The organism is Pseudomonas sp. F8002, from assembly GCF_013385495.1.
Taxonomy (GTDB): Bacteria; Pseudomonadota; Gammaproteobacteria; order Pseudomonadales; family Pseudomonadaceae; genus Aquipseudomonas.
Window position 1 is genome coordinate 484,615 of sequence record NZ_JACAPW010000002.1, and the last position, 21,582, is coordinate 506,196.

At 61.3% G+C, this 21,582-nt stretch carries 25 protein-coding genes; 18 read left to right on the top strand and 7 right to left on the bottom strand.

Annotated elements, in window-relative coordinates; all coding sequences use genetic code 11:
* Nucleotides 1-21 precede the first annotated feature (21 nt).
* The 4 genes from HX811_RS04615 to HX811_RS04630 all read left to right on the top strand — a co-directional run bounded on the left by HX811_RS04615 (nucleotide 22) and on the right by HX811_RS04630 (nucleotide 4,607).
* The gene (locus HX811_RS04615) at nucleotides 22-1,206 is read left to right on the top strand and encodes an MFS transporter (protein WP_177019885.1); all 1,185 of its coding nucleotides are present in this window, start codon (nucleotides 22-24) and stop codon (nucleotides 1,204-1,206) included.
* A 185-nt stretch (nucleotides 1,207-1,391) separates the two neighbouring features.
* Nucleotides 1,392-1,913: a helix-turn-helix domain-containing protein gene (locus HX811_RS04620; protein WP_177044968.1), complete on the top strand. Its 522-nt coding sequence runs from the start codon at nucleotides 1,392-1,394 to the stop codon at nucleotides 1,911-1,913.
* Between the two features lie 22 nt (nucleotides 1,914-1,935).
* Nucleotides 1,936-3,045, top strand: coding sequence for an HlyD family secretion protein (locus HX811_RS04625; protein WP_008434719.1), 1,110 nt, complete (start codon nucleotides 1,936-1,938; stop codon nucleotides 3,043-3,045).
* The gene (locus tag HX811_RS04630; protein WP_008434720.1) at nucleotides 3,042-4,607 is read left to right on the top strand and encodes a DHA2 family efflux MFS transporter permease subunit; all 1,566 of its coding nucleotides are present in this window, start codon (nucleotides 3,042-3,044) and stop codon (nucleotides 4,605-4,607) included. Before HX811_RS04625 ends, HX811_RS04630 begins: the two co-directional genes overlap by 4 nt.
* Nucleotides 4,608-4,616: 9 nt before the next feature.
* On the opposite strand, the gene HX811_RS04635 is transcribed toward HX811_RS04630, so the two are convergent.
* Entirely contained in the window at nucleotides 4,617-5,396 is a 780-nt protein-coding gene (locus tag HX811_RS04635; protein ID WP_177044970.1) for an SDR family oxidoreductase, read from the bottom strand.
* 109 nt (nucleotides 5,397-5,505) lie between these two features.
* Here HX811_RS04635 and HX811_RS04640 point away from each other — a divergent pair, with 109 nt between their 5' ends.
* A complete protein-coding gene (locus tag HX811_RS04640) occupies nucleotides 5,506-5,946 on the top strand; it encodes a helix-turn-helix domain-containing protein (protein WP_177044973.1) in 441 nt (146 codons plus the stop codon).
* On the opposite strand, the gene HX811_RS04645 is transcribed toward HX811_RS04640, so the two are convergent.
* On the bottom strand, nucleotides 5,941-6,474 hold the full coding sequence (locus HX811_RS04645; protein WP_177044975.1) for a hypothetical protein: 534 nt from the start codon (nucleotides 6,472-6,474) through the stop codon (nucleotides 5,941-5,943). The two genes, HX811_RS04640 and HX811_RS04645, sit on opposite strands and share 6 nt — an antisense overlap.
* A gap of 46 nt (nucleotides 6,475-6,520) precedes the next feature.
* Nucleotides 6,521-6,682 (bottom strand): DUF2986 domain-containing protein, encoded by a 162-nt coding sequence (locus tag HX811_RS04650; RefSeq protein WP_008434728.1) that lies wholly within the window; start codon nucleotides 6,680-6,682, stop codon nucleotides 6,521-6,523.
* 145 nt (nucleotides 6,683-6,827) lie between these two features.
* Here HX811_RS04650 and HX811_RS04655 point away from each other — a divergent pair, with 145 nt between their 5' ends.
* Complete coding sequence (locus HX811_RS04655; protein WP_102368774.1) at nucleotides 6,828-7,454, top strand: glutathione S-transferase family protein; 627 nt, start codon at nucleotides 6,828-6,830, stop codon at nucleotides 7,452-7,454.
* 95 nt (nucleotides 7,455-7,549) lie between these two features.
* Entirely contained in the window at nucleotides 7,550-8,176 is a 627-nt protein-coding gene (locus HX811_RS04660; protein ID WP_177019880.1) for a LysE family translocator, read from the top strand.
* On the opposite strand, the gene HX811_RS04665 is transcribed toward HX811_RS04660, so the two are convergent.
* The gene (locus HX811_RS04665; protein ID WP_008434731.1) at nucleotides 8,173-9,036 is read right to left on the bottom strand and encodes a sensor domain-containing diguanylate cyclase; all 864 of its coding nucleotides are present in this window, start codon (nucleotides 9,034-9,036) and stop codon (nucleotides 8,173-8,175) included. The two genes, HX811_RS04660 and HX811_RS04665, sit on opposite strands and share 4 nt — an antisense overlap.
* 97 nt (nucleotides 9,037-9,133) lie before the next feature.
* Here HX811_RS04665 and HX811_RS04670 point away from each other — a divergent pair, with 97 nt between their 5' ends.
* Both HX811_RS04670 and HX811_RS04675 read left to right on the top strand, forming a co-directional pair.
* Nucleotides 9,134-9,349, top strand: a complete 216-nt coding sequence (locus HX811_RS04670) for a hypothetical protein (RefSeq protein ID WP_177044977.1) — start codon at nucleotides 9,134-9,136, stop codon at nucleotides 9,347-9,349.
* Nucleotides 9,346-9,918 carry a helix-turn-helix domain-containing protein gene (locus HX811_RS04675; RefSeq protein ID WP_008434733.1) on the top strand — a complete coding sequence of 191 codons (573 nt, stop codon included), beginning with the start codon at nucleotides 9,346-9,348 and terminating at the stop codon, nucleotides 9,916-9,918. The genes HX811_RS04670 and HX811_RS04675 overlap by 4 nt, the downstream gene beginning before the upstream one ends.
* A 17-nt stretch (nucleotides 9,919-9,935) precedes the next feature.
* Here the strand turns inward: HX811_RS04675 and HX811_RS04680 are convergent, their stop codons facing one another.
* Nucleotides 9,936-10,544: a LysE family translocator gene (locus tag HX811_RS04680; protein ID WP_087694681.1), complete on the bottom strand. Its 609-nt coding sequence runs from the start codon at nucleotides 10,542-10,544 to the stop codon at nucleotides 9,936-9,938.
* Nucleotides 10,545-10,658: 114 nt separating this feature from the next.
* Here HX811_RS04680 and HX811_RS04685 point away from each other — a divergent pair, with 114 nt between their 5' ends.
* The 3 genes from HX811_RS04685 to HX811_RS04695 all read left to right on the top strand — a co-directional run bounded on the left by HX811_RS04685 (nucleotide 10,659) and on the right by HX811_RS04695 (nucleotide 12,978).
* Nucleotides 10,659-11,522, top strand: coding sequence for a LysR family transcriptional regulator (locus HX811_RS04685; RefSeq protein WP_177019879.1), 864 nt, complete (start codon nucleotides 10,659-10,661; stop codon nucleotides 11,520-11,522).
* Between the two features lie 101 nt (nucleotides 11,523-11,623).
* Nucleotides 11,624-12,163, top strand: a complete 540-nt coding sequence (locus HX811_RS04690; RefSeq protein ID WP_177008666.1) for a YbhB/YbcL family Raf kinase inhibitor-like protein — start codon at nucleotides 11,624-11,626, stop codon at nucleotides 12,161-12,163.
* A gap of 5 nt (nucleotides 12,164-12,168) precedes the next feature.
* Complete coding sequence (locus HX811_RS04695) at nucleotides 12,169-12,978, top strand: AraC family transcriptional regulator (protein ID WP_177028427.1); 810 nt, start codon at nucleotides 12,169-12,171, stop codon at nucleotides 12,976-12,978.
* Nucleotides 12,979-13,113: 135 nt separating this feature from the next.
* Here the strand turns inward: HX811_RS04695 and HX811_RS04700 are convergent, their stop codons facing one another.
* Nucleotides 13,114-14,373, bottom strand: a complete 1,260-nt coding sequence (locus HX811_RS04700; protein ID WP_177044979.1) for a serine hydrolase — start codon at nucleotides 14,371-14,373, stop codon at nucleotides 13,114-13,116.
* A gap of 319 nt (nucleotides 14,374-14,692) precedes the next feature.
* Here HX811_RS04700 and HX811_RS04705 point away from each other — a divergent pair, with 319 nt between their 5' ends.
* Nucleotides 14,693-15,919 (top strand): MFS transporter, encoded by a 1,227-nt coding sequence (locus HX811_RS04705; RefSeq protein WP_003209751.1) that lies wholly within the window; start codon nucleotides 14,693-14,695, stop codon nucleotides 15,917-15,919.
* Between the two features lie 358 nt (nucleotides 15,920-16,277).
* Nucleotides 16,278-16,607, top strand: a complete 330-nt coding sequence (locus HX811_RS04710; RefSeq protein ID WP_032899015.1) for a DUF6124 family protein — start codon at nucleotides 16,278-16,280, stop codon at nucleotides 16,605-16,607.
* A 217-nt stretch (nucleotides 16,608-16,824) separates the two neighbouring features.
* Here HX811_RS04710 and HX811_RS04715 read toward each other — a convergent pair whose 3' ends face one another.
* Nucleotides 16,825-18,138 carry a phospholipase D family protein gene (locus HX811_RS04715; RefSeq protein WP_177044981.1) on the bottom strand — a complete coding sequence of 438 codons (1,314 nt, stop codon included), beginning with the start codon at nucleotides 18,136-18,138 and terminating at the stop codon, nucleotides 16,825-16,827.
* 316 nt (nucleotides 18,139-18,454) lie between these two features.
* Between HX811_RS04715 and HX811_RS04720 the strand changes: the two genes are divergently transcribed.
* From HX811_RS04720 to HX811_RS04735, 4 genes are all read left to right on the top strand, one after another.
* On the top strand, nucleotides 18,455-19,444 hold the full coding sequence (locus HX811_RS04720) for an aldo/keto reductase (protein WP_003209745.1): 990 nt from the start codon (nucleotides 18,455-18,457) through the stop codon (nucleotides 19,442-19,444).
* Nucleotides 19,441-20,031, top strand: coding sequence for a flavodoxin (locus HX811_RS04725; protein ID WP_102605912.1), 591 nt, complete (start codon nucleotides 19,441-19,443; stop codon nucleotides 20,029-20,031). The genes HX811_RS04720 and HX811_RS04725 overlap by 4 nt, the downstream gene beginning before the upstream one ends.
* Before the next feature lie 24 nt (nucleotides 20,032-20,055).
* Nucleotides 20,056-21,048 (top strand): aldo/keto reductase, encoded by a 993-nt coding sequence (locus tag HX811_RS04730; protein WP_008432612.1) that lies wholly within the window; start codon nucleotides 20,056-20,058, stop codon nucleotides 21,046-21,048.
* Nucleotides 21,049-21,110: 62 nt separating this feature from the next.
* The gene (locus HX811_RS04735) at nucleotides 21,111-21,578 is read left to right on the top strand and encodes a cupin domain-containing protein (RefSeq protein WP_008432610.1); all 468 of its coding nucleotides are present in this window, start codon (nucleotides 21,111-21,113) and stop codon (nucleotides 21,576-21,578) included.
* Nucleotides 21,579-21,582 lie beyond the last annotated feature (4 nt).

Consider the following 21,582-nt stretch of genomic DNA (forward strand, 5'->3'; position numbering starts at 1 on the left):
TACAAAGATGAGGAGTCACCCATGCGTATCAACCCACCCCTTGTAGCACTGTCCATCGGCGCCTTCGGCATCGGGGTCACCGAGTTTGCCCCCATGGGCATGTTGCCCGGGATCGCCGCCGACCTCGGTGTTTCCATTCCCGCCGCCGGGCTGCTGGTCAGCGCCTATGCCATGGGCGTGCTGATCGGCGCCCCGATCATGACCCTCGCGACAGCCAGGGTGGCGCGCCGTTATCTGCTGGTGGGCCTGATGGCCATTTTCACCCTGGGTAATCTGCTGTCCGCCCTGGCCACCGACTACCAGACCCTGATGGTCGCCCGGTTGGTGACATCGCTGAATCACGGGGCATTCTTCGGCATCGGCTCCATCGTGGCAGCGAGTGTGGTGGCGCCCGACAAACGCGCGGGGGCCGTCGCCGCGATGTTCCTCGGGCTGACCCTGGCGACCATCGGTGGCGTGCCCCTGGCAACCTGGTTCGGCGAGAACTTCGGCTGGCGTACGGCGTTCTGGGGCATCAGCGGGCTCGGGGCGTTCGTGATGGTGGCCCTGTGGTGGGCGCTACCGAATACGCCCGCTCCAAAAGGGGCAAGCCTGATGGCCGAAATCCGCGTACTGGGCCGCGGGCCGGTACTGGCAGCGCTGGCGTTGACCGTGGTGGGGTCCAGCGCCATGTTCACGGTGTTTACCTATATCGCGCCGATTCTGCGGGATGTCACCCACGCCTCGACCAACTTCGTCACCGCAATGCTCGTGCTGTTCGGGATCGGCCTGACCCTCGGCAACGTCTGGGGCGGCAGGTCTGCGGACCGTTCGGTGGACCGCACCCTGATAACGTCGCTCGTGGTCCTGATTGCCGTGCTGCTGGCCTTCTCTGTGCTCATGCAATGGCCGCTGCCCGCCGCCTTGTCGATCCTGCTGTGGGGCGCCGCCAGCTTTGCGCTGGTACCTCCCCTGCAAATGCGCGTGATGGAAGCCGCCAAGGATGCACCCAACCTGGCTTCGGCGATGAACATCGGTGCGTTCAACTTCGGTAACGCCATTGGCGCGGCGCTGGGGGGAGCAGTGATCAACGCAGGGCTGGGCTACCCGGCCATTTCGCTGGCTGGTGCGATCATGGCGGCCCTGGGTTTGCTGATGGTGCTGGGCCTCGGCTGGCGTTCGCGGCGCACAGGTTCACGTATCTGCCAGGAACCGGCGCAGGCGTAAGGACAGCCGCGCTCACACGGCCCCCCTGCACCCTCCCCTCTGAAAAGCCCCGAATCCCGGGGCTTTTTTGCGTCTGCCTGGCCGCCATCCATCGCTGCAAAAAATTTCAACTAGTGACTTTCATTATGAAATCCACTGTGCAATATTACTTACGTAATATTTAGCAACAGTTCCCGGAGTCCCTCATGAAGAAAGCCAGCTTCCAACCCATGTGCTGCCCGGTCGCCCGTGCCCTGGAGCACATCGGTGATGGTTGGAGCCTGTTGATCCTGCGTGATGCGTTCTACGGGCTGCGCCGTTTCGACGAGTTCCTGCAGAGCCTCGGGATCGCCTCGAACACCCTGACCCGCCGCCTGAATGCGTTGGTGGCCGGCGGCTTGCTGGAACGGCGCCCGTACCAGGACAACCCGCCGCGCCATGAGTACCACCTCACCGAAGCGGGCCGGGACTTGCGCCAGGTCATCCTCACGCTGATGGCCTGGGGCGCGCGGCATGCCGAGGGCTCGACCAAGGTGTTTCTCGCCGATGAGGCCACCGGGCGCCCGGTGGTGCTGGCGTTGATGGATGCCAACACCGGCAAACCCATCACCCGTGCGGGCCACCGCGTACATGTAAGCGCCGATGCCGAACCGCTGACCCTGTGGCGCGCACGAACCGGCCGGGCCTACGCCGAAAAAGACCAGTTGGTCAGCCCCTTCCCCCACTAATATTCAACGAGGTCATTTCGTCATGGACGCTCCAGTCAGCGCTGTGCCCGAACCCACCCAACCATCCCGGCGCAAACAGGTTTTGCGCCTGGGGCTGCTGACCCTGGCCGTGGCGGGCGGCGTGTGGTACGCCAGTCACTGGTGGCTGGTCAGCCGGTTTATCGAAGACACCGACGACGCCTATGTCGGGGCGGATGTGACGGTGATCAGCGCCAAAGTGCCGGGCTATATCAGCGAAGTGACGGTGCAGGACAACCAGTTCGTACGGGCCGGCGACGTACTGGCGCGCATCGATGTGCGCGACTACCGCACGGCCCTGGCCAAGGCCGACGGCGCCGTGGCCGCGCAACAGGCCTCGCTCGCCAACCTCGACGCCACCGAACAACTGCAACTGGCCGTGATCAACCAGGCCAAGGCACAGATCGACGCCACCGATGCCGAAGCACAACGGGCCGGCGACGATCAAACGCGTTACCAGAACCTGGTGCGCAGCCAGGCCGTATCGGTCGAAAGCGCACAGCGGGTCAGCGCCGTATGGAAGACCGCCCGCGCCGACCACTCCCGGGCACAGGCCGGGTTGATGGCGGCGCGCCGGCAAATCGACGTGATTGAAACCCAGCGCGGCCAGGCGCGTGCCGCGTTGCAACAGGCGCAGGCCGAACGCGACCAGGCGCAATTGAACATCAGCTACACCGAACTGCGGGCGCCGGTGGATGGTTACGTGGGCAACCGCCGCGCCCGGGTAGGTGCCTACGCCGCGGCCGGCAGCCAACTGATCTCGGTGGTGCCCGCGAAAGGATTGTGGGTGGATGCCAACTTCAAGGAAGACCAATTGGGGCGCCTGCAGGTCGGGCAAAGCGTGAGCATCCGCGCCGACATCCTCCCCGGCCGTGAATTCCACGGGCACATCGAGAGCCTGGCCCCTGCCACCGGGGCGCAATTCAGTGTGCTGCCGCCGGAAAACGCCACCGGCAACTTCACCAAGATCGTGCAGCGAGTGCCGGTGCGCGTGCGCCTCGACAGCAATGACGCCGACTTCGGCGCCCTGCGTCCGGGCCTGTCGGTGATGGCGAAGGTCAACACCGATGAGGCGTTCGAGGACCAGGCCAGCGCCCTCAAGGCCCAGCTATGAACAGCCCGTTGCCCGCCCTCAGCACCGCACAAAAGGTCGCGGCCTTCGCCACCATGTGCGTGGGCATGTTCATCGCCTTGATCGACATCCAGATCGTCTCCGCCTCCCTCAAGGACATCGGCGGCGGGTTGTCTGCCGGCGCGGACGATACGGCGTGGGTGCAGACCGCCTACCTGATCGCGGAAATCATCGTGATCCCCATGTCAGGCTGGCTCTCCCGGGTGATGAGCACGCGCTGGCTGTTCGCGGCGTCGGCGGCCGGGTTCACCTTGACCAGCCTGCTGTGCGCGATGGCCTGGAACATCCAGAGCATGATCGCGTTTCGCGCCTTGCAGGGGTTCCTGGGGGGCTCGATGATTCCGTTGGTGTTCACCACCGCGTTCATGTACTTCAACGGCAAGCAGCGGGTGATCGCCGCCTCCACCATCGGCGCCATCGCGTCCCTGGCCCCCACATTGGGCCCGGCCGTGGGCGGTTGGATCACCGACATCTCCTCCTGGCACTGGCTGTTCTACATCAACCTGCTGCCCGGCCTCTTCGTGACCTTTGCGGTGCCGATGCTGGTCAAGGTCGACCGCCCCAACCCGTCATTGCTCAAGGGCGCCGACTATATCGGCATGGCGTTGATGGCGGTGTTTCTCGGCTGCCTGGAATACACCCTCGAAGAAGGCCCGCGCTGGAACTGGTTCAGCGACAGCACCATCTCGACCACGGCCTGGATAGCCGCAATCAGCGGCGGGCTGTTTATCTGGCGTTGCCTGGAGATCAAGGAGCCGATCGTCGACCTGCGCGCGCTTCGGGACAGGAACTTCGCCCTGGGCTGCCTGTTTTCATTTATCACCGGCATCGGCATTTTCGCCACCATCTACCTCACGCCGCTGTTTCTCGGGCGGGTGCGCGGGTACGGCTCGCTGGATATCGGCCTGGCGGTGTTTTCCACGGGGGTGTTCCAGTTGCTGGCGATCCCGGTGTACGCCTTGCTGGCCAATCGTTTCGACCTGCGCTGGATCCTGATGTTCGGGTTATCGCTGTTCGCCCTGTCGATGTGGGACTTCTCCCCCATCACCCATGACTGGGGCGCCAAGGAGCTGCTGCTGCCCCAGGCCATACGCGGGTTTGCTCAACAAATGGCAGTGCCGCCGGTGGTCACCCTGACCCTCGGCGCACTGGCCCCCGACCGCCTGAAGCTCGCCTCGGGCCTGTTCAACCTGATGCGCAACCTCGGCGGCGCCATCGGCATCGCCGCCTGCGCCACGGTGCTCAATGACCGCACCAACCTGCACTTCCTGCGCCTGGCCGAGCACCTGAACATCCGGAACGAGTCGATGAATGTCTGGCTTGACCAGCTTTCAGGGAATGCCCAGTTGCTGGGGCAAAACAGCCTGGATTCGAGCCAGTTCGCGCTGAGTCAGCTGTGGGCGCTGACCTGGCGCGAGGCGCAAACGCTGACCTATGCGGACGCATTCCTGATGATCATGGTGTGCTTCATCGTCGCCGTGTTGCTGGTGCCGTTGATGCGCAAGGTGCAGCCGCCGAAGCAGCCGACTGCGGATGCGCATTGAATCGTCCGATCATGTTGAAGGCCGCACCGGCGCCAGCCGGCTGAGCTTGGTCATCTGTTTGAATATCAGGCCAGGCGCAACCCGGCTGGCCACCTTCAGCACCTTGCTCAACCCCGGGCATATTTCCAGTTGGCCGGCTTCGATTTGCCGGATGCAGTGCTGCACCATCAGCACCGGGTCCATGCCTTTTTCGTTCTTCATTTCTTCCGCGAACTCGGCCCTGAGCAGCGGTGTTTCGGTGCCGGGTGGGGCAAGCTCCACCACGGTGACGGCGCTGTGCTGAAGCTGTGCCCGCAGGCACTGGGTGTAAGCGTGCAATGCGGACTTGGACGCACTGTAGACGGGCGCCGCCGGAAACGGCACAAACGCCAGCCCGGACGAGACGTTAACAATCAGGCCGCGCGGGTGCTTGAGCAGCCAGGGAAGAAATTGCTGGATCATCCGGATCGGGCCGTTCAGGTTGATCTCGATCTCTTCAGTCACGTCCGCCAGCGCCCGCTCTCCGGCCAGCTTGATATTGCGCATCACGCCCGCGTTATTCACCAGCGTATCGAGCCCAGGGAACTGACCGGTGACTGCCGCAAACAGCGTTTGGATGCTGGCGGGGTCGCGCACGTCGCTTTGAAACGTGTGCAGGCTCGGCAGCAGTTGCCGCGCCTCGTCCAGCCTGTGCTGATCGCGGCCCGTCACGATCACGGTATTGCCTCGTGCCACAAGCTGGCGTGCAAGCTCAAGCCCGATACCACTCGAACCTCCCGTCACTAGCACTGTTCGTCCGGTCATCTTCATCGAAACTCTCCAATGGTGGGTCACACGCAAGGAGCTTGAGGGATACACTGGCCTTAAGTAAGTAGGCACCCAAAAGATCTATACGCACCTGAAAGAGAGCGTCCAACGAATGAACAAACACCCTGGCTTTACCGACGAGCAGATTGCCGCCGCCCAGTTTTATGCCCGGCAAACACCCCCGAAGGATCTGGACCCACGGATCGCGCCTCTGGTGACCGACCTGATAGGTCGCGTTGCGGACAAATGGACCATGCTGATTCTTGAAGCCTTGATCGAGACGGCGCCGCTGCGCTTCACGCGCCTGAGTGAGCGAGTCGGCGGCATCAGCCAGAAGATGCTGACGCAGACTTTGCGGGGGATGGAGAGGGACGGCCTGGTGATGCGCAAGGTCTACCCCGTCGTACCGCCGAAGGTTGAATACAGCCTGACAACCCTCGGCTTTACGCTGGGTGCCGCCTTTTGTGGCGTGTGGGTCTGGGCGGCAAACAACCTGGAGGAGATTGAACAGGCACGGGCGGATTTCGATCTACGGTGCAACACCGAGTCATAAGGCCGCAAGGTACTGGAGCACCTCTCCAATCCCGTCAATATCGGGAGCCTCGCTCACGGCGGCTTGCGGGCTGCACCATGGGTAACTCAGGCCGGACACCCAGCTCATCACGCTCCCCAGGTCTGACGCCGGCAGTGTCTTCATATGCTCGATGGTAATCGTCAGCCTTTCGACCAGCCCCGATTCGACACTGAACTGCCACTCATACACCCCGCACCCAACCCGGGCTTCGCCGGAGTTCTTGTCGGACATGCCCACCAGCCATTTGCACTGATAGGTTTTGGCCCCCGCCTGCGGTGGCTGCCCCAGGCAAAACGTATAGACGTTTTCAAAGGTCTGCCCGAACCGCCTCACCAGCACATCGCCGATGCCGCCCATCCCTTCGACGTGGGGCGGAAACGAGATGGACCCGGTGCGCACCACCATGTCCAGGATTGCCTCGGGAACAAACGCCCGGCTGAGCAAATGCGGGCGGTTGCCGTCCTTGGCGAGTATGTAGTGCTGAATCGCGAGTTGAGCAGTGTTCATGGTTTTTCCGTCGATTCCCTATCAGGTAATGCTTAGGCCTTCTGGATCAGCTCTCAGAGGTAACAACAGGCTCATCACCGGACTCGGCAGCCAGCTTCAATCGGTCTGCTTTGCTGATGTATTTATCCTTTTTGGCCGGTGCCAATTTGGCGCTGGCCTTTTTGGCCTTGGCCTTGAACAGCTGCTGTAGTTTTTTTTGACGATTCATGTTTTCTATCCGGTGTGTAATCAGTGCTTGCCGGCGTGATTATCCATCTTTCATGCCTTTATCGAAGCAGATTTAATTCACGGCACTCCACAGCGCCACCGCGGTCTGTCCCTATACGCCTCTATTCTCGCCCAGCGGAGCCACCATGATCATCGTCCACCACCTCAACAACTCCCGTTCGCAACGCATCCTGTGGCTGCTCGAAGAACTCGGCCTGCCCTACGAGCTCAAGCGCTACCAGCGCGACCCGAAAACCAACCTCGCGCCCCCTGAACTCAAGGCGATCAATGCCCTGGGCAAATCACCGGTGATTCAAGACGGTCCCCACGTGGTGATCGAGTCCGGCGCCATCATCGACTACCTGATTCGCCGCCATGGTAACGGCCGCCTGCAACCGGATCCGGCCACTGCAACCTATGACGAATACGTGCAATGGCTGCACTTCGCCGAAGGTTCGGCCATGCTGCCACTGATGCTCAACCTGTACGTCGGGCGCCTGGGTGACGCGGGTGCGCCGTTGCATCCGCGTATCGAATCCGAGGTGGCGAACTACCTGGGTTATCTGGACAACGCACTGGGGCTCACACCGTACCTGGTGGGTGACGAATTGACCGGCGCGGATATCCAGATGAGCTTCATCGGCGAAATCGCCCGGGCTCAGGGCAAGCTGCAGGCCTACCCGAATGTGGCGGCGTGGGTGCAACGCTTTCAGGAACGGCCTGCGTATCGCAAGGCGCTGGAACAGGGTGGCGCATACGCGTTCGCGAAGTAAAAGGCCAGGCGGTTCCGGCGGGTGTTCATCTGTATTGCGTTAATCCCCGGGATGAGGATTACTGTAGGGCGCATCCGGCATTGAGATAACACAGCATGTTCGAACTCGCCCCCATCCTGACGTATGTCGCCGTGGTCATCGGCCTTTTCCTGATTCCCGGCCCAGCCGTGCTGCTGGTGATCACCCGCACCCTCCAGGGTGGGCGCAAGGTCGGGATTGCCACCGGGCTGGGGGTGGCCTCGGGCGACCTGATCCATACGCTGTGCGCGGCGCTCGGCCTGTCGGCCATCCTGATGACCTCGGCCGTGGCGTTCAACGTGGTCAAAATCGTCGGTGCCTGCTACCTGATCTACCTGGGCATACGCGCCTTCATGGCCAAGCCTGGCGCAACCACGCGCAAAGACCTGCCCACCGTGACCTCGACCCAGGCGTATTTCCAGGCGGTGGGTGCCGAAGTGCTGAACCCGAAAACCGCGATTTTCTTCCTGGCCTTCCTGCCGCAGTTTATTCACCCGGAATCGGGTTCTTCCCTGGCGCAGTTCGCGGTGTTGGGGTTGATCTTCTCGGGGCTCAGTGCGGTGTACACCACGCTGATTTCGGTGGCGATTCGTCCGTTGAGCCAATGGATGGTGGGCCTTTCAAGGCTGCGCCGTTGGGAGGGAAAGATCATTGGGACGTTGTTCATGGGATTGGGGCTGAAGATTGCTTTCCAGCAGCGTTAATCGGTTGCAAACCGCTGTCTTTTAACCCGGTACATCTCACCATCCGCGTGGCTGAGCAGGCTGTCGGCATCTGCTCCATCCGCCGGGTAAAACGCTACGCCGATACTGCAGGATGGCATCTTGACCGCGCCAAACTCAGCGCTCAGGGGCTGGGTCATCACCGCAACTATCTGCTGCACTTTGGCCGACACGGCTTCCGGTGACTGAATATCCGTCAGCAGCACGGTGAATTCATCCCCGCCCATCCGGGCCACCAGGTCGCTCTCACGCACACACCCTTCCAACCGTCGTGCAATCACGCAAAGCACGCGGTCGCCCACGGCATGCCCGTGCACATCATTGATGGCCTTGAAGTCATTCACGTCCAGAAACAGCAAGGCCAGAGGACTTTTGTGGTGGTGGGCGGCTTGCAGGGCCTCGTCCAACCGGTCATTGAACAGCGAGCGATTGGTGAGAGCCGTCAACGGGTCGTGATGGGCGAGGAAACGCAGCTCTTCCTCCGCCTGCGTCAGGGCGGTTACGTCCCGCGCAACACCGATCCGCGCCCCCACTTCCTCGGACCAGAAGGCCGCCCACAGAATGTGCACCACGCTGCCATCCTTGCGGATATAGCGGTTGCGGAAGTCGACGTGGGGCTTGCCATTCATGACCCGCACAATCGACGCCCGGGTGCGGGCCAGGTCTTCAGGGTGCATGTAGTGGGTGATCAGGGTGCCGGTCAGCTCCTCGGCGCGGTACCCCAGCAGCGCTTCGCAGGCATCACTCACAAACACGATCTGGTTTTCACTGTCGACCACGAACACCGTATCCAGCATCAAGTGGATCAGTTTGGGATAGAGGGCTTGCAGGTCAACGGGCATAAGTCTGGGGAGCGTCTGGTTCGGATTGGGCGATCATAGCCCGATCCCGAAGGATGGCGAAAAGGAATCATAGCGGCCCGCAGAATAGTCCCCGGCAATGTTGCTGCGCCAACTGCGTCGCCACCAGCAGGCTGCGCCACCCTTCAAGGTCGTAGGAGAGCGCCCGCCAGAGCAGCCACGGCCAATAGTCGCAGAGGTGGAACACGCACCAGATCATTCGACACTCGGTTTTTATAATGAACGAATGATTGCTATGCTGAACATCCAGCAACAAAGCTTCAACCCATTTATGGATGATTTGAAGAACAAATGACCGACATAACGAACAATCTCAATCCAAGCCGAATCGACCTGCTGGCCCTGTCGATCAAGCGCGAACGCCAGGCTGCGGGGCTTTCATTGACTGAACTGGCAAAACGCGCAGGCGTGGCGAAGTCGACCTTGTCCCAGCTGGAGTCCGGCATCGGCAACCCCAGCATCGAGACCCTGTGGTCGTTGGCCACGGCGATGGGCTTGCAGGTGACCCGTTTTTTCGAACAACCCCAGCAACACCTGCGGGTAATTCGCGCCAACGAGGGCCTGACCACCTATACCGAAACCGGCCACTACGCGGCCACACTGCTTGCGGATTGCCCGGCGGGCGTGCGTCGCGATATCTACCGGCTAAAGGTACAGCCGGGCGAAGCGCGCCTGTCTCAGCCCCACCCTGCCGGCACCGTCGAGCACGTGCTGCTGTGCAGCGGCAGCGCGAATATCGGCCCGGCCGGTGCGCCTGTGCTGCTGCACGCCGGCGACTACATCAGCTACCTGGCGAATGCGCCCCATGTGTTCGAAGCACTTGAGGCGGATACCACGGCGGTGATGGTGATCGAACATCCCTAAGCCGCGGGGATGTGCCCTCAGGCATGGATAGGCAGGGCCAACCCGAACAGCACAAAAAACCCGCCGCAGACTTTATTGAATCGGCGCCCGGTTCGCGCCAGCCAGGGCCGTACCCGGTGCGCGGCGCTGGCCACCAGGTACTCGACGATGAACTCCACCACGGCGTAGGTCAGGGCGATGGTGAGCGTCTGCGCGATGATGCTCCGGTGCGGGTCCAGGAACGGTGGAATAAACGCGGTGAACAGCAGCAAGGCCTTGGGGTTTGAGATCGCCGATACCAGCCCCTGGCGGAACAGCGGCCAGCTCCGCGAGCTGGTAGTGCCGGTCGCCTCAAGGCTGACCGGTGCCGCCCGCCACAGCCCGAAGCCCAGCCAGATCAGGTACAGCCCACCCGCCACCTTCAAGGCCGTGAACAAACTGGCCGACGCCTGGATCAGCGCACCCAACCCCAACGCACACAGCGCCAGCACAATCGCAAAACCGAGCACGCCACCGCTGATGGTGAACAGCGTTTTGCGGCTGCCGTGAAGCGCACCGTGGGTCAGCGCCAATAACGCATTGGGCCCTGGCACCACCGAGATGCCGAAGCAGGTAACCAGGTAAAGCAACCAGGTATCAAAGGGCATGGATCCGATCCAGAAGGTGTTGGTTCAAGGCAGAATGTTGCGGGTGAACAAGCGTCCATGAAAAGCGCATAATTCAGGCCTTAGCCATTCGATTAACGAATAGAGGTCAGCGCGATGCCCGCCAGCGATTTGCAGCTCGATTGGCTCAAATGCTTTGTGGCCGTGGTGGATGCCGGCTCGTTGTCTGGCGCCGCCCACGAGGTCAACCGCTCGCAGTCCGCCGTCAGCATGCAGATGAAGAAACTCGAAGCCGCCCTTGGGCGACAGCTCTTGAGTCGCGGCCCGAGGCACCTGCAACTGACTGCCGATGGCCAGACGCTGCTGAGCTACGCCCGGCGCATGCTCGCCCTGCACGCTGAAACCCAGGCGGCATTTCACGGTGAAGAGCTGACCGGGCGCATCCGCCTTGGCGTTGCCGAAGACTACGCGGCCCGGTACCTCACGCCGCTGCTCAAACGCTATTCGCCGCGCTACGCCGGTGTGGAAATCGAACTGACCTGTGAACAGTCGACCACGCTGATCCCGCAGTTGCGCAGCGGCGATCTTGACCTGGCGCTGGTGTCTCGGGACTCGCCCCAAAGCGGCACCTTCCTGTTCAAGGAGCCCATGGTATGGGTAGGTTCACCGCAGTTCGAACTGTGGCGGCGCGACCCGATCCCCATCGCCGTCTACGAAAGCGCAAGCCTTGCCCGGCGGTATGCGGTGAACGCACTCACCCAGCAAGGCCGCGAATTCAAGGTGGTGTACAACAGCTCCAGCCTTGCCGGCCAGGTGGCCGCCGTCGAGGGCGGGCTCGCGATTGCTGCGATTACCCAATGCACCGTGCAGGATTCGCTTCAGGTACTCGGTGACGAGCACGGTTTGGGCAGCATTGAGCCCATGGAGGTTTCGATTCTGCGTAGCCGGGCGTCCCGCGGGTCCAAAGCGGTCAATAGCCTGCATGCGTTCATCATCCGAACGCTGAGGGCTCAGCCTTAGAGGGCAGAGCGTTTCGGCACAATCATCGAGCGCTTCGGCGCAGTGCCGTGCCTACGCGCTGTTTAGGATCAAGGCTCAAACCACGCCTGGACATCACCGCAATGAAACTCAAAGCACTTGCCCCCGCGATCACCCTGATCATGGCCGCCAGCGGACACGCCGCCAGCTTCTCACTCAACAGCCCGGACATTGCCGACCAACGCCCGCTGACGCACCTGCAGGAATTCAACGGCTTCGGCTGCAGCGGCGGCAACACCTCCCCTGCCCTGTCCTGGGCCAACGCCCCGGCGGGCACCAAAAGCTTCGCCATCACCGTCTACGATCCCGACGCACCGACCGGCAGCGGCTGGTGGCACTGGACGGTGGTGAACCTGCCCGACACCGTCTCCAGCCTGCCGAGTAACGTGGGCACCCACCTGCCGGCCGGGGCAGTGCAAGGCCGCACGGACTACGGCCAACCCGGCTTCGGCGGCGCCTGCCCGCCCGTGGGTGATAAACCGCATCGCTATCAATTCACCGTGTGGGCGTTGAAAGTCGCCACCCTGCCGATCGACAATCAATCCAGCGGCGCCCTGGTCGGCTACATGCTCAATGCCAACAGCTTGGCCAAGGCCACAATCACGGCCCCTTACGGACGCTAGTCACGATGGATGTTCACGAAGGTCTGCGGCACCGGGAAAGCATCATCGAAAGCTGCGTGATCAGGGCCCGGCAACACCATACCCTGCAACGCGTGCCGATCTTCATGACCGCCCTGTGCCGCGTGCGCCAGGGGCAAAAACTGATGCAGTGGGATGAGCGCGAAATGCGCGCTGGCCCACAGCACCTGATTCTACTGCCGGCGGGCCGCGAGCTTGGGGTGACCAATTTTCCCGGTGCCCAGGGTGACTACATCGCCGACGTGGTGTCGTTTCCGGTGCCGGTGTTGCGTAACTTCGTTGCCCGGTATGGCGCGCAGTTCAAGGGCAGCATGCATGCCGACCTGTGCGTACGCCTGGACAAACAGACCCGACAAGCCTGGGACCAACTGCTGACCGCACTGAGCACCGGCGCCCCGTCGGCCCTGTGCACCCACTATGGCGAGGCCGTGTTGCTCTGCCTGTGCCTGGCCGGCCAGGCGGGACCGTTGCTGATGGATCGCAACGACCCCTTGAGTGAACGCGTGCAGCGGTTGATCGGCAGCAACCTGTCCAGGGACTGGACCGTTGCCACGGTCGCGCAGCAGTTGAATCTGGGGGAATCGACGTTGCGTCGGCAACTGGCCAATGAGGATGCGAGCTTCAGGGCCATCCTGGAAAATGTTCGGCTGGGGGCGGCGTTGCAACAGCTGCAAACCTCCAGGGATTCCATCGGGGAGATTTCCAGTGCGTGCGGGTATGCATCGGCGTCGCGGTTTGCGGTGAGGTTCAAGTCACATTATGGGCTTTCACCGCGGTCGTTGCGGGCGGCGATGTGAGGTACACACTACCTGAGTAGCCCATAACCTGTGGCGAGGGAGCTTGCTCCCGCTGGACTGCGCAGCAGGCCCATTTTTTTGGGGCTGCTGCGCGCCCCAGCGGGAGCAAGCTCCCTCGCCACAGGTACTTCGCGGTTATTGAAGCGCTTTGGCAACCGCATCAAAGGCAAACATATCGTCGATCACCTTGCCACCCGTGGGTTTGGTCTGCGCCTGCCACACCACAATCACCACATTCCTGGTCGGATTGATGTAGAGGTACTGACCAAACGTACCGGCCGCCGTAAAGGCTTTATCCGCTTTGGAGGCGTCGGTCCAACCTGGCCACCACATGGACGCAAAGTCACCGTACGCCGCATCTGAACCCGTAGTCGCGCTGGCAAAACTCAACCAGCCTTCAGGCAACACTTGCTGCCCTCCCGCCTTGCCGCCGCTGAGCACGAACTGCCCAAAACGCCCGTAATCCTCAAGCGTCGCGCTGATACCGCTGCCGCCCACTTCATTGCCATTGAGGCCGTCGAGCCACCACTTGGCATCGGTTTGCATGCCGTAAGGCGCCCAGATCTTCTCGCTCAGGTATTGCGTCAGTGGCTTGCCCACCGCAGCGCTCACCAGTTGCCCCAACACTTGAGTTTCACCGGTGCTGTAGTTGGTGCGAGTGCCAGGTGGCGCGGCGGTGGGCAGGCTGGCCATGAACTTGAGGAGCGACCCGGGCACTTGTTCACTACGCAGTTTGATCAAGTGGCGCTCGTCCGAGGTAGGGTCCGTGTATTGCTCGCTCCACTTGATCCCGGAGCGCATGGAGAGGATCTGGCGCACGGTGACCTGGTCGTAACCGCTACCGGCCAACGCGGGTAAATAACGGGTGACCTTGTCATCCAGGCTCTTGATGGCGCCGTCCTGCAGCGCCGCGCCCACCAGCGTCGAGGTGATGGACTTGGCCACCGACATCGACATCCACCGGGTGTCGGCGGTGTTGCCTTTTTCATAACGCTCATCGACGATCTTGCCGTCCTTGAGCACCAACAGCCCGGTTACCCGGTTGATCGCCACGTAGTCATCGAGGCTGTAATGCTTGCCTTTATAGTCAAAGGCAACCGGCCCGAGTGGCTGGCTGCTGCGGGGTAACGGGAACGGATGGCCGCCCGCCTTGATCGTGCGCGTCGGGAACAACCGGTCGGTATTACGGAAGGTAGTGACGGCCAAGTCCTCGCTGAGTCTGCCGTCATAGATGGCCTGCACGTCGCCGATCGGTTCCTGTGCATGGGGATAAGGCTTCGCGGGATCCGGGGTGGCCGCGCAGGCGGTTAACGACAGCGCAAGTGTCGACGCACACACCAACACATGAAGCGCGCTGCGTTCAACCGGGGATGAAGAGCGATGAAGCACGGGCATAAGCACCTCTTTATTATTGTTTGATCGGCCTTGAAACGCTTCGGCACGTCAGCAAAACCGACATGCCGAGGCTCAGGATGCAGCGGGGGATTTTTTCTGGCGCGCGGGATCGGGCCGGATTACGCGCGGAGTCGGGCCATGGGCAATCGCGAGGGTCTACACGGAAGAGAACGCTCTACGCAGGCAGTCTTATCAACGAGACTGATGATTACTATCGAACCGGTCGCCTATTGGCTTACCAAAACCCATTCCTATAATCGCCTCCACTTTCTCCCTCCCGTCTGCCCGCAGGCGAAATCTCCTCCCGGAACCCAACACCATGCCAAGCGCAAGCCGGGCCCCTAGCGGCCTCCCCGAACATAACCAACAAACCGTCCTGCAGCAGTGGCTGGCGATACTCTCGGTGGCCGTGGGCGCCTTCGCCCTGGTCACCAGCGAGTTCCTGCCGGTAGGCGTACTCAACGACGTCGCCGCCGACCTCGGCATCAGCGCCGGCCACGCCGGGCTGATGGTCACCCTGCCCGGCATCATGGCCGCCCTCGCCGCCCCGTTGCTGTCGGTGGGCATTGGCGCCATGGACCGTCGCTACCTGCTGATCGGCCTGACCCTGATCATGATCATCGCCAACATGGTGGTGGCCTACGCCAGCGACTTCAGCCTGCTGCTGTTCGGCCGCGTACTGCTGGGCATCAGCATCGGCGGCTTCTGGGCCACCGCCATCGCCCTCAGCGGCCGCCTGGCGCCCAAAGGCGTGGGCGTAGCGAAGGCCACCTCGATCATCATGATGGGCGTGACCCTGGCCACCGTGCTCGGCGTACCCGTCGGCACCTGGCTGAGCGGCCTGATGGGCTGGCGCATGACCTTCCTCGTCACCGCACTGGTGGGCATCCCGGTACTACTGGCACAGATGTTCCTGCTGCCCCGCCTCGAACCGGAAAAAGCCATTCGCATCGCCGACCTGCCGGCCCTGTTCATCAACCCACAAGCCCGGGTTGGCTTGATCGCCGTGCTGCTGATCGGCCTCGCGCACTTTGCCGCCTACACCTACGTCGCGCCGTTCTTCAAAAACAGCTCCGGCTTCGACGGCCCGACCATTGGCTCGCTGCTGCTGCTCTACGGCGTGGCCGGCGTAATGGGCAACGTCTTCGCCGGCTTCGCCGCCAACCGCAGCGTGCGCCACACCTTGCTGCTGGTCGCGCTGATGATCGGCACCAGCACCGCCCTGTTCCCCTACTTCGCCACCGGCATGAGCGGCGCCGTGATGCTGATCGCCCTGTGGGGCTTTGCTTTCGGTGCCTTCCCGGCGTGCGCGAGTATCTGGATGTTCGTGGTTGCGCCCAAGGATGTTGAACGTGGCATGCCGCTGTTCGTCGCGTTGTTTCAGGTGATCATTGCCGTGGGCTCGTTCTTTGGTGGGCAGATCGTCGACAAGATGGGGACGTCGGTGCTGTTGAGTTTGGCGACCGCGTTGGTGGGCGCCGGGTTTGTGACGGTGCTGGTGTTGGGGCGCAAGGTGAGTAATAGCCTGGCGGCCCAGCCTGCTTAATCGAGGAAAACGGGACTGATTGAATTCAGTCCCGTGGCTGGAGGTAGTGAGCACCGCACCTTGCTCCATTGCCTACAGTTGCGTCAGAATCCGCCGGCTTGTGCACCTGGGTTGGCGTCTCTAAGGTTGCTCGGTCGCTGAAACCTCAGTGATCGGGTTTAGTAGCCCGAGGTTAACTGCAAGTGCATAAGCAGCATCTATCAGACCTTCTTGTCTGTGCTTGATGGTGGCTGTGCGCAGGGCGTCTTCGGACGCGCCGGCTTTTGTAGTTTCCCCGGTCTACTAACCTGCGTACAGCCGCCACCCCATTTCGTTTAGTAGCGACGTGGTGAGGGCCCTGCTCAGGAAAACTACTGATATGTTCAAGGTAACGCCGAATCCTCCGGGATCTCCCGATTTGAAACTCAACCAAGCCGCGCAACGTGCCTTGGATCACTATCTCAATCCCTCCTCCGCCAAAACCGCCCCGCCGTCGGGTGCGCTGTTCAGTGTGGCTGCTGATGCCAGCAGTGAAAGTCTGATTACCAATAGCTATGAAACCTTTGCCTCGGTCAGCGCGTTGCTGCTTGATCTGTCGGACGAGCTGAGCGGGAAAGACCGTGATGTGGCGTTGGCTATTCATCAACTCAGTGAGTTGGGGGTGCTGTTGATGGGTAAGTTGATGGATCGGGAGGTGCCGTCTAGCTGAAACCGGACGCTGTCCAGGCTACTCAACTAGCTCAATCGACTGATCGCCGAGGCGCTGTAGGCATCTACGGCGGCTCAGCGACGACGATGCCGCTTTAGTTGAGTAAGTCGCCGCTCATGCTGCGCTCAATAGCGGTTTCAGGCCATTTGCCGCCATTACGAAACGCCGTTTTCGACTCCAAACGGACACTCCACTGATGTCAGGCAGGTGTGGGATTTCAGCTTCTGGTGGTCGCGACAAGAATGGGCTTTGTACCGTTGCGCCCTTTAAAGACCATTGTCACATCGACCACCGTATCCATTCCCTCAAAAAACACATCCGCGTTGACCCCATCGAGCCGTTTCTTCAGAGGGGTAGTACTGGTGATGTGGCGGCTCAGTAGGCTTTCAAAGTCAGCCCTATTGCTATCAATCCACCTCTTCAGATCGGTTCTGAGCTGCTCGATTGGCTTGAGCTTTTTACCCGACGGCTTTCGCTTGGGTCCTAGCGTGTCGAGAACGCTGATCTCGTCGATTGAGTAGAGAACCGGGACCATGCACAGTTCGGTCCCGTTCTCGTTCTTCAAGATGGCAACAAGAGTCGTGTCGGAAGGCGCCCGAGCAAGATCTTTTGGGGTGACGGAGAGTGTCACATCCACCCGATCGAACGGTTTAGGCAGAATCCCACCAATGGTCATGCTTTGAGCGAATTTCGTGATTTGTTGGCTCGCAAGCCTTGCCCAGCCGACCTTCTGTTGATTGAGCACGCATAGGCAACGGCTCGACTTAATCATCCGGGGGAGCACGATGCCGTTCTTCCTGGTCCACTGGAGCAGGTCAACCTTCGCATCAAATTTCAGTCGTGCAGAGCCCTCAGATGGCTTTACTGTTCCGGCGTATTTCGTGCCGGAAGGTGCGCCAGACCGAACGGCAGCACCAATTGCAGCTAGGTTCTTAGCCTTTCGTGCAGCTCTCTCTTGTTCCTGCTGATCCCGAGCAACCTGGACTCGCTTGGCTTGGTAGGTATCGGCTTTACCCTGAATCTTGGACATCGCTTCGTTGAACTCTTCGAAAGCCTTTTTGGCTAAGCGAACATCCTTCTCCATCCGCAACACCCTGGCCCAGTCGATCAATTCCAGATCCGGGTCGTCAATCCAATCATTGACCACGCTCCGAACTCGCTCACAAGAATTGGCTTTACTGTTATCGAAACAAACACTCAACTCCTTATTTTTCGAGGCCCCCCTGAAGGTAAGGTTCTGGCTGCCAAGTGTGACGAAGTCAGCCTCGTCCATGATGACTTTCGCATGAAGGTCCTTCACCTCGTAAACCGTGCACTTGTTGATGAGCAACAGCTTGAAGGCAGCGATTGTTGACGCCATACAGACGAAGTCCCTTACCTCGAACCGTGTGTAAAACGTTGCTTGCTTGTTGGCCAAGAGCTTAAGCGTGCTGTTTTCTGTGATGTAGGGGGACAGCACTGTCAGAGGCGTGGTGGCTTCTCGGATCTGCCGATTCCATCGAGGAGCCAAATTGGTTCTGATGCGGATCATTCAACCGTCCCTGGTCTGCCTGGGCGCGAGGCGCGGGGTATATTGGAATCCCTCCAGTATACCGCCGGCGCAGCTGACCATCACAGGCTGTAACCTTGATCGGCAGAGAACAGCCAAAAGCGAACGATCAAGAGAGTGTCAGATTTTTTGTGTACGAGCGGTGATGGCCTACCGTGAGGCAAGCCTTCATTCGACAGTCGCCACCGCCCCTCTTCCGGGACTGATGAGCAAACCTCATGAAGCCTTGCCGATTTACCCGTCTAGTCCTCAGTCGTTAGCGCGCTTACTGTCTCCCCACGCCCAACGGGAGATCAACATGCACAAACGCACACTCGGCAACAGTTCACTCGAAGTATCCGCCCTCGGCCTCGGCTGCATGGGTCTGAGCCATGGCTATGGCCCGGCCACGGATACCGAGCAAGCCATCGCACTGATCCGCTCAGCCGTTGAACGAGGCGTCACGTTCTTCGATACCGCCGAATTCTACGGCCCCTATATCAATGAGCAAGTAGTCGGCGAGGCGCTGGCGCCAGTTCGCGACCAGGTTGTGATCGCTACAAAATTCGGCTTCGCCGTCGGCACCGACAATACAAAACAGGCTCTGGACAGCCGGCCCGAACGTATTCGAATAGCGGTCGAGGGTTCGTTGCGTCGACTGAAGACCGATTACATCGATTTGCTCTACCAACACCGCGTCGATCCGGACGTGCCGATTGAGGACGTTGCCGGGGCGGTGAAAGACCTGATTAGCGAAGGAAAGGTCAAGCACTTCGGCCTGTCGGAGGCAGGCGCGCAAACCATTCGTCGCGCCCATGCGGTACAGCCGGTCACGGCGCTGCAAAGCGAATACTCGCTGTGGTGGCGCGAGCCTGAGCTGGAAATCCTGCCGACCCTTTGGGAGCTGGGCATCGGCTTCGTACCGTTCAGTCCATTGGGTAAAGGCTTTCTCACCGGCACGGTGTCGGCCGATTCCACTTATGGCAGTGACGACTTCCGCAGCATCGTCCCGCGTTTCAGCCAGTCGGCGCTGCAGGCAAATCAGGGTCTGGTGGTGTTGATCCGTCAGATTGCTGCGCAGAAACAAGCGACACCGGCCCAGATCGCGCTGGCCTGGCTGCTCGCGCAGGCACCGTGGATTGTGCCGATTCCGGGCACGACCAAACTGCATCGCCTGGAAGAAAACCTCGGCGGCGCGAACATCACCCTCGACGCTGCCGAACTCAAGGCCATTGATACCGCGCTGGCGCAGATCCGCATCGAAGGCGAGCGCTATCCCGAGGCTCTCAAGGCGCGCGTCGGTCGATGAGTACCGATCACGATCCGCTGCGGCGCACGGTCATCGCCGCACTGGCCAGCGCCCCGCTGCTGTCGCTCGCCGACGCGCAAGGCGCCAGTGAAACACCGCGTTCGGGCTCGCGGATTCTGGTCGCGTATTTCTCGCGCTCGGGCAATACCCGCGTGGTCGCCGGGCTGATCCAGCGTGGACTGGGTGCCGATCTGTTCGAGATTCGCCCCGCCCACGCCTACCCCGAGGACTATCTGCAAACCGTGGAACAGGCGCGCCAGGAACGTGACAGTGGCTTCGAACCCGAGCTGCAAAACACGGTTCACGCCCTCAGCGACTACGACACGATCTATCTCGGCTTTCCGATCTGGGGTGAAACCGCCCCGCCGATCGTGCGCGCATTCCTCAGCGCCCACGATCTGACCGGCAAGACCCTCATCCCCTTCAACACCCATGGTGGATATGGCCTGGGCAACAGCCGCCGTGTGCTGGTCAAGCATGCGCCGAAGGCCAAAGTGCTGGAAGGTTTTGTGATGGAGGGTGAGCAGGAGCGCAAGACCATGGAACGCGTGAACGGCTGGCTGAAAGATCACCCTCTCACGCACTAATCGAATTCTGTACGGAGTAACTCCATGAAAATCCGCACGTTGGGTAATGGCCTGGAAGTGTCCGCCTTGGGTCTTGGCTGCATGAGCATGACGTCGGCCTACGGGCCGGCAGCCGACCAAGCCAGCATGATCAAGCTGATTCGTTCGGCCCACGAGCAAGGCGTCACCTTGTTCGACACCGCCGAAGCGTATGGCCCGTTCGCCAATGAAGAGCTGCTGGGGGAGGCCTTGCAGCCGATCCGCGAGCAGGTCGTCATCGCCACCAAGTTCGGTTTCGATATCGACCTGATCACCGGCGCACGTGGCGGCGGCACCAACAGCCGCCCGGAGCATATACGCGCCGTGGCCGAAGCGGCGTTGAAGCGTCTGCGCACCGATTGCATCGACCTGTTTTATCAGCACCGCGTTGATCCCCAGGTGCCCATCGAAGACGTGGCCGGCACCGTCAAGGATCTGATCGCCGAGGGCAAGGTCAAGCATTTCGGCCTTTCTGAAGCGGGTGTGGAAACCATTCGCCGGGCCCACGCGGTGCAACCGGTCACGGCGGTGCAAAGCGAATATTCGCTGTTCTGGCGTGGCCCGGAGCTGGAACTGCTAGCCGTGCTGGAAGAACTGCGGATCGGCTTCGTACCGTTCAGCCCGCTGGGCGCCGGTTTCCTCACCGGTCAGATCGACGAGAACACGCAGTTCGACGCGAGCGATTTCCGCAATTTCGTCCCGCGCTTTTCCCCTGAAGCGCGCAGGGCCAATCTGGCGTTGGTCGATGTGGTGAAAGCCGTCGCGCAACGCAAACACGCCACGCCGGCGCAAGTGGCACTGGCCTGGTTGCTCGCACAGAAACCGTGGATTGTGCCGATACCGGGCACGACCAAACAGCATCGCCTGGAAGAAAACCTGGGCGCGGTCGAGCTGCAATTGAACGGCGACGATCTGCGCGTGATCAACGAACAGATGGCACAGATTCGGGTGCACGGCGAACGTCTGCCGGAGTCGGCACTGAAAATGACCGGACTCTGAGTCTGCCCGACGCGGCGCCATGTGCGGCGTCGCTTTCTCTGTCTGACCGGAGAACTCATCCGATGAACCGATTGATTGCGCCACTCGTTGCTTTGTCACTGATGGCGGCAGAGTCCCAGGCCGCCAGCGAAATCCGCGTTACGCCGAACGGATCCCAGCCTTCGATCAAGGGCGCAGCGGAAAACTTTACCGGCTCTGTACGCGTCGATGGCCTGTTCAAAGGTGAAGCGCCCGCGCGCATCGGTGGCGGCACGGTGACCTTCGAACCCGGCGCACGCACGGCGTGGCACACCCATCCGCTGGGACAAACGCTGATCGTCACTGCCGGCGTCGGCTATGTGCAGCAAGAGGGTGGCGCGCGTCAGGAGATCCATCCGGGCGACACTGTCTGGATTCCACCGAACACCCGTCACTGGCACGGCGCCACGGCCAGCAACGGCATGACCCACATCGCCATCGCTGAAGCCGAGGATGGCAAGACCGTCACCTGGGCGGAGCAGGTCTCGGAGGCGCAATACGCCGGCCAATAAAGTT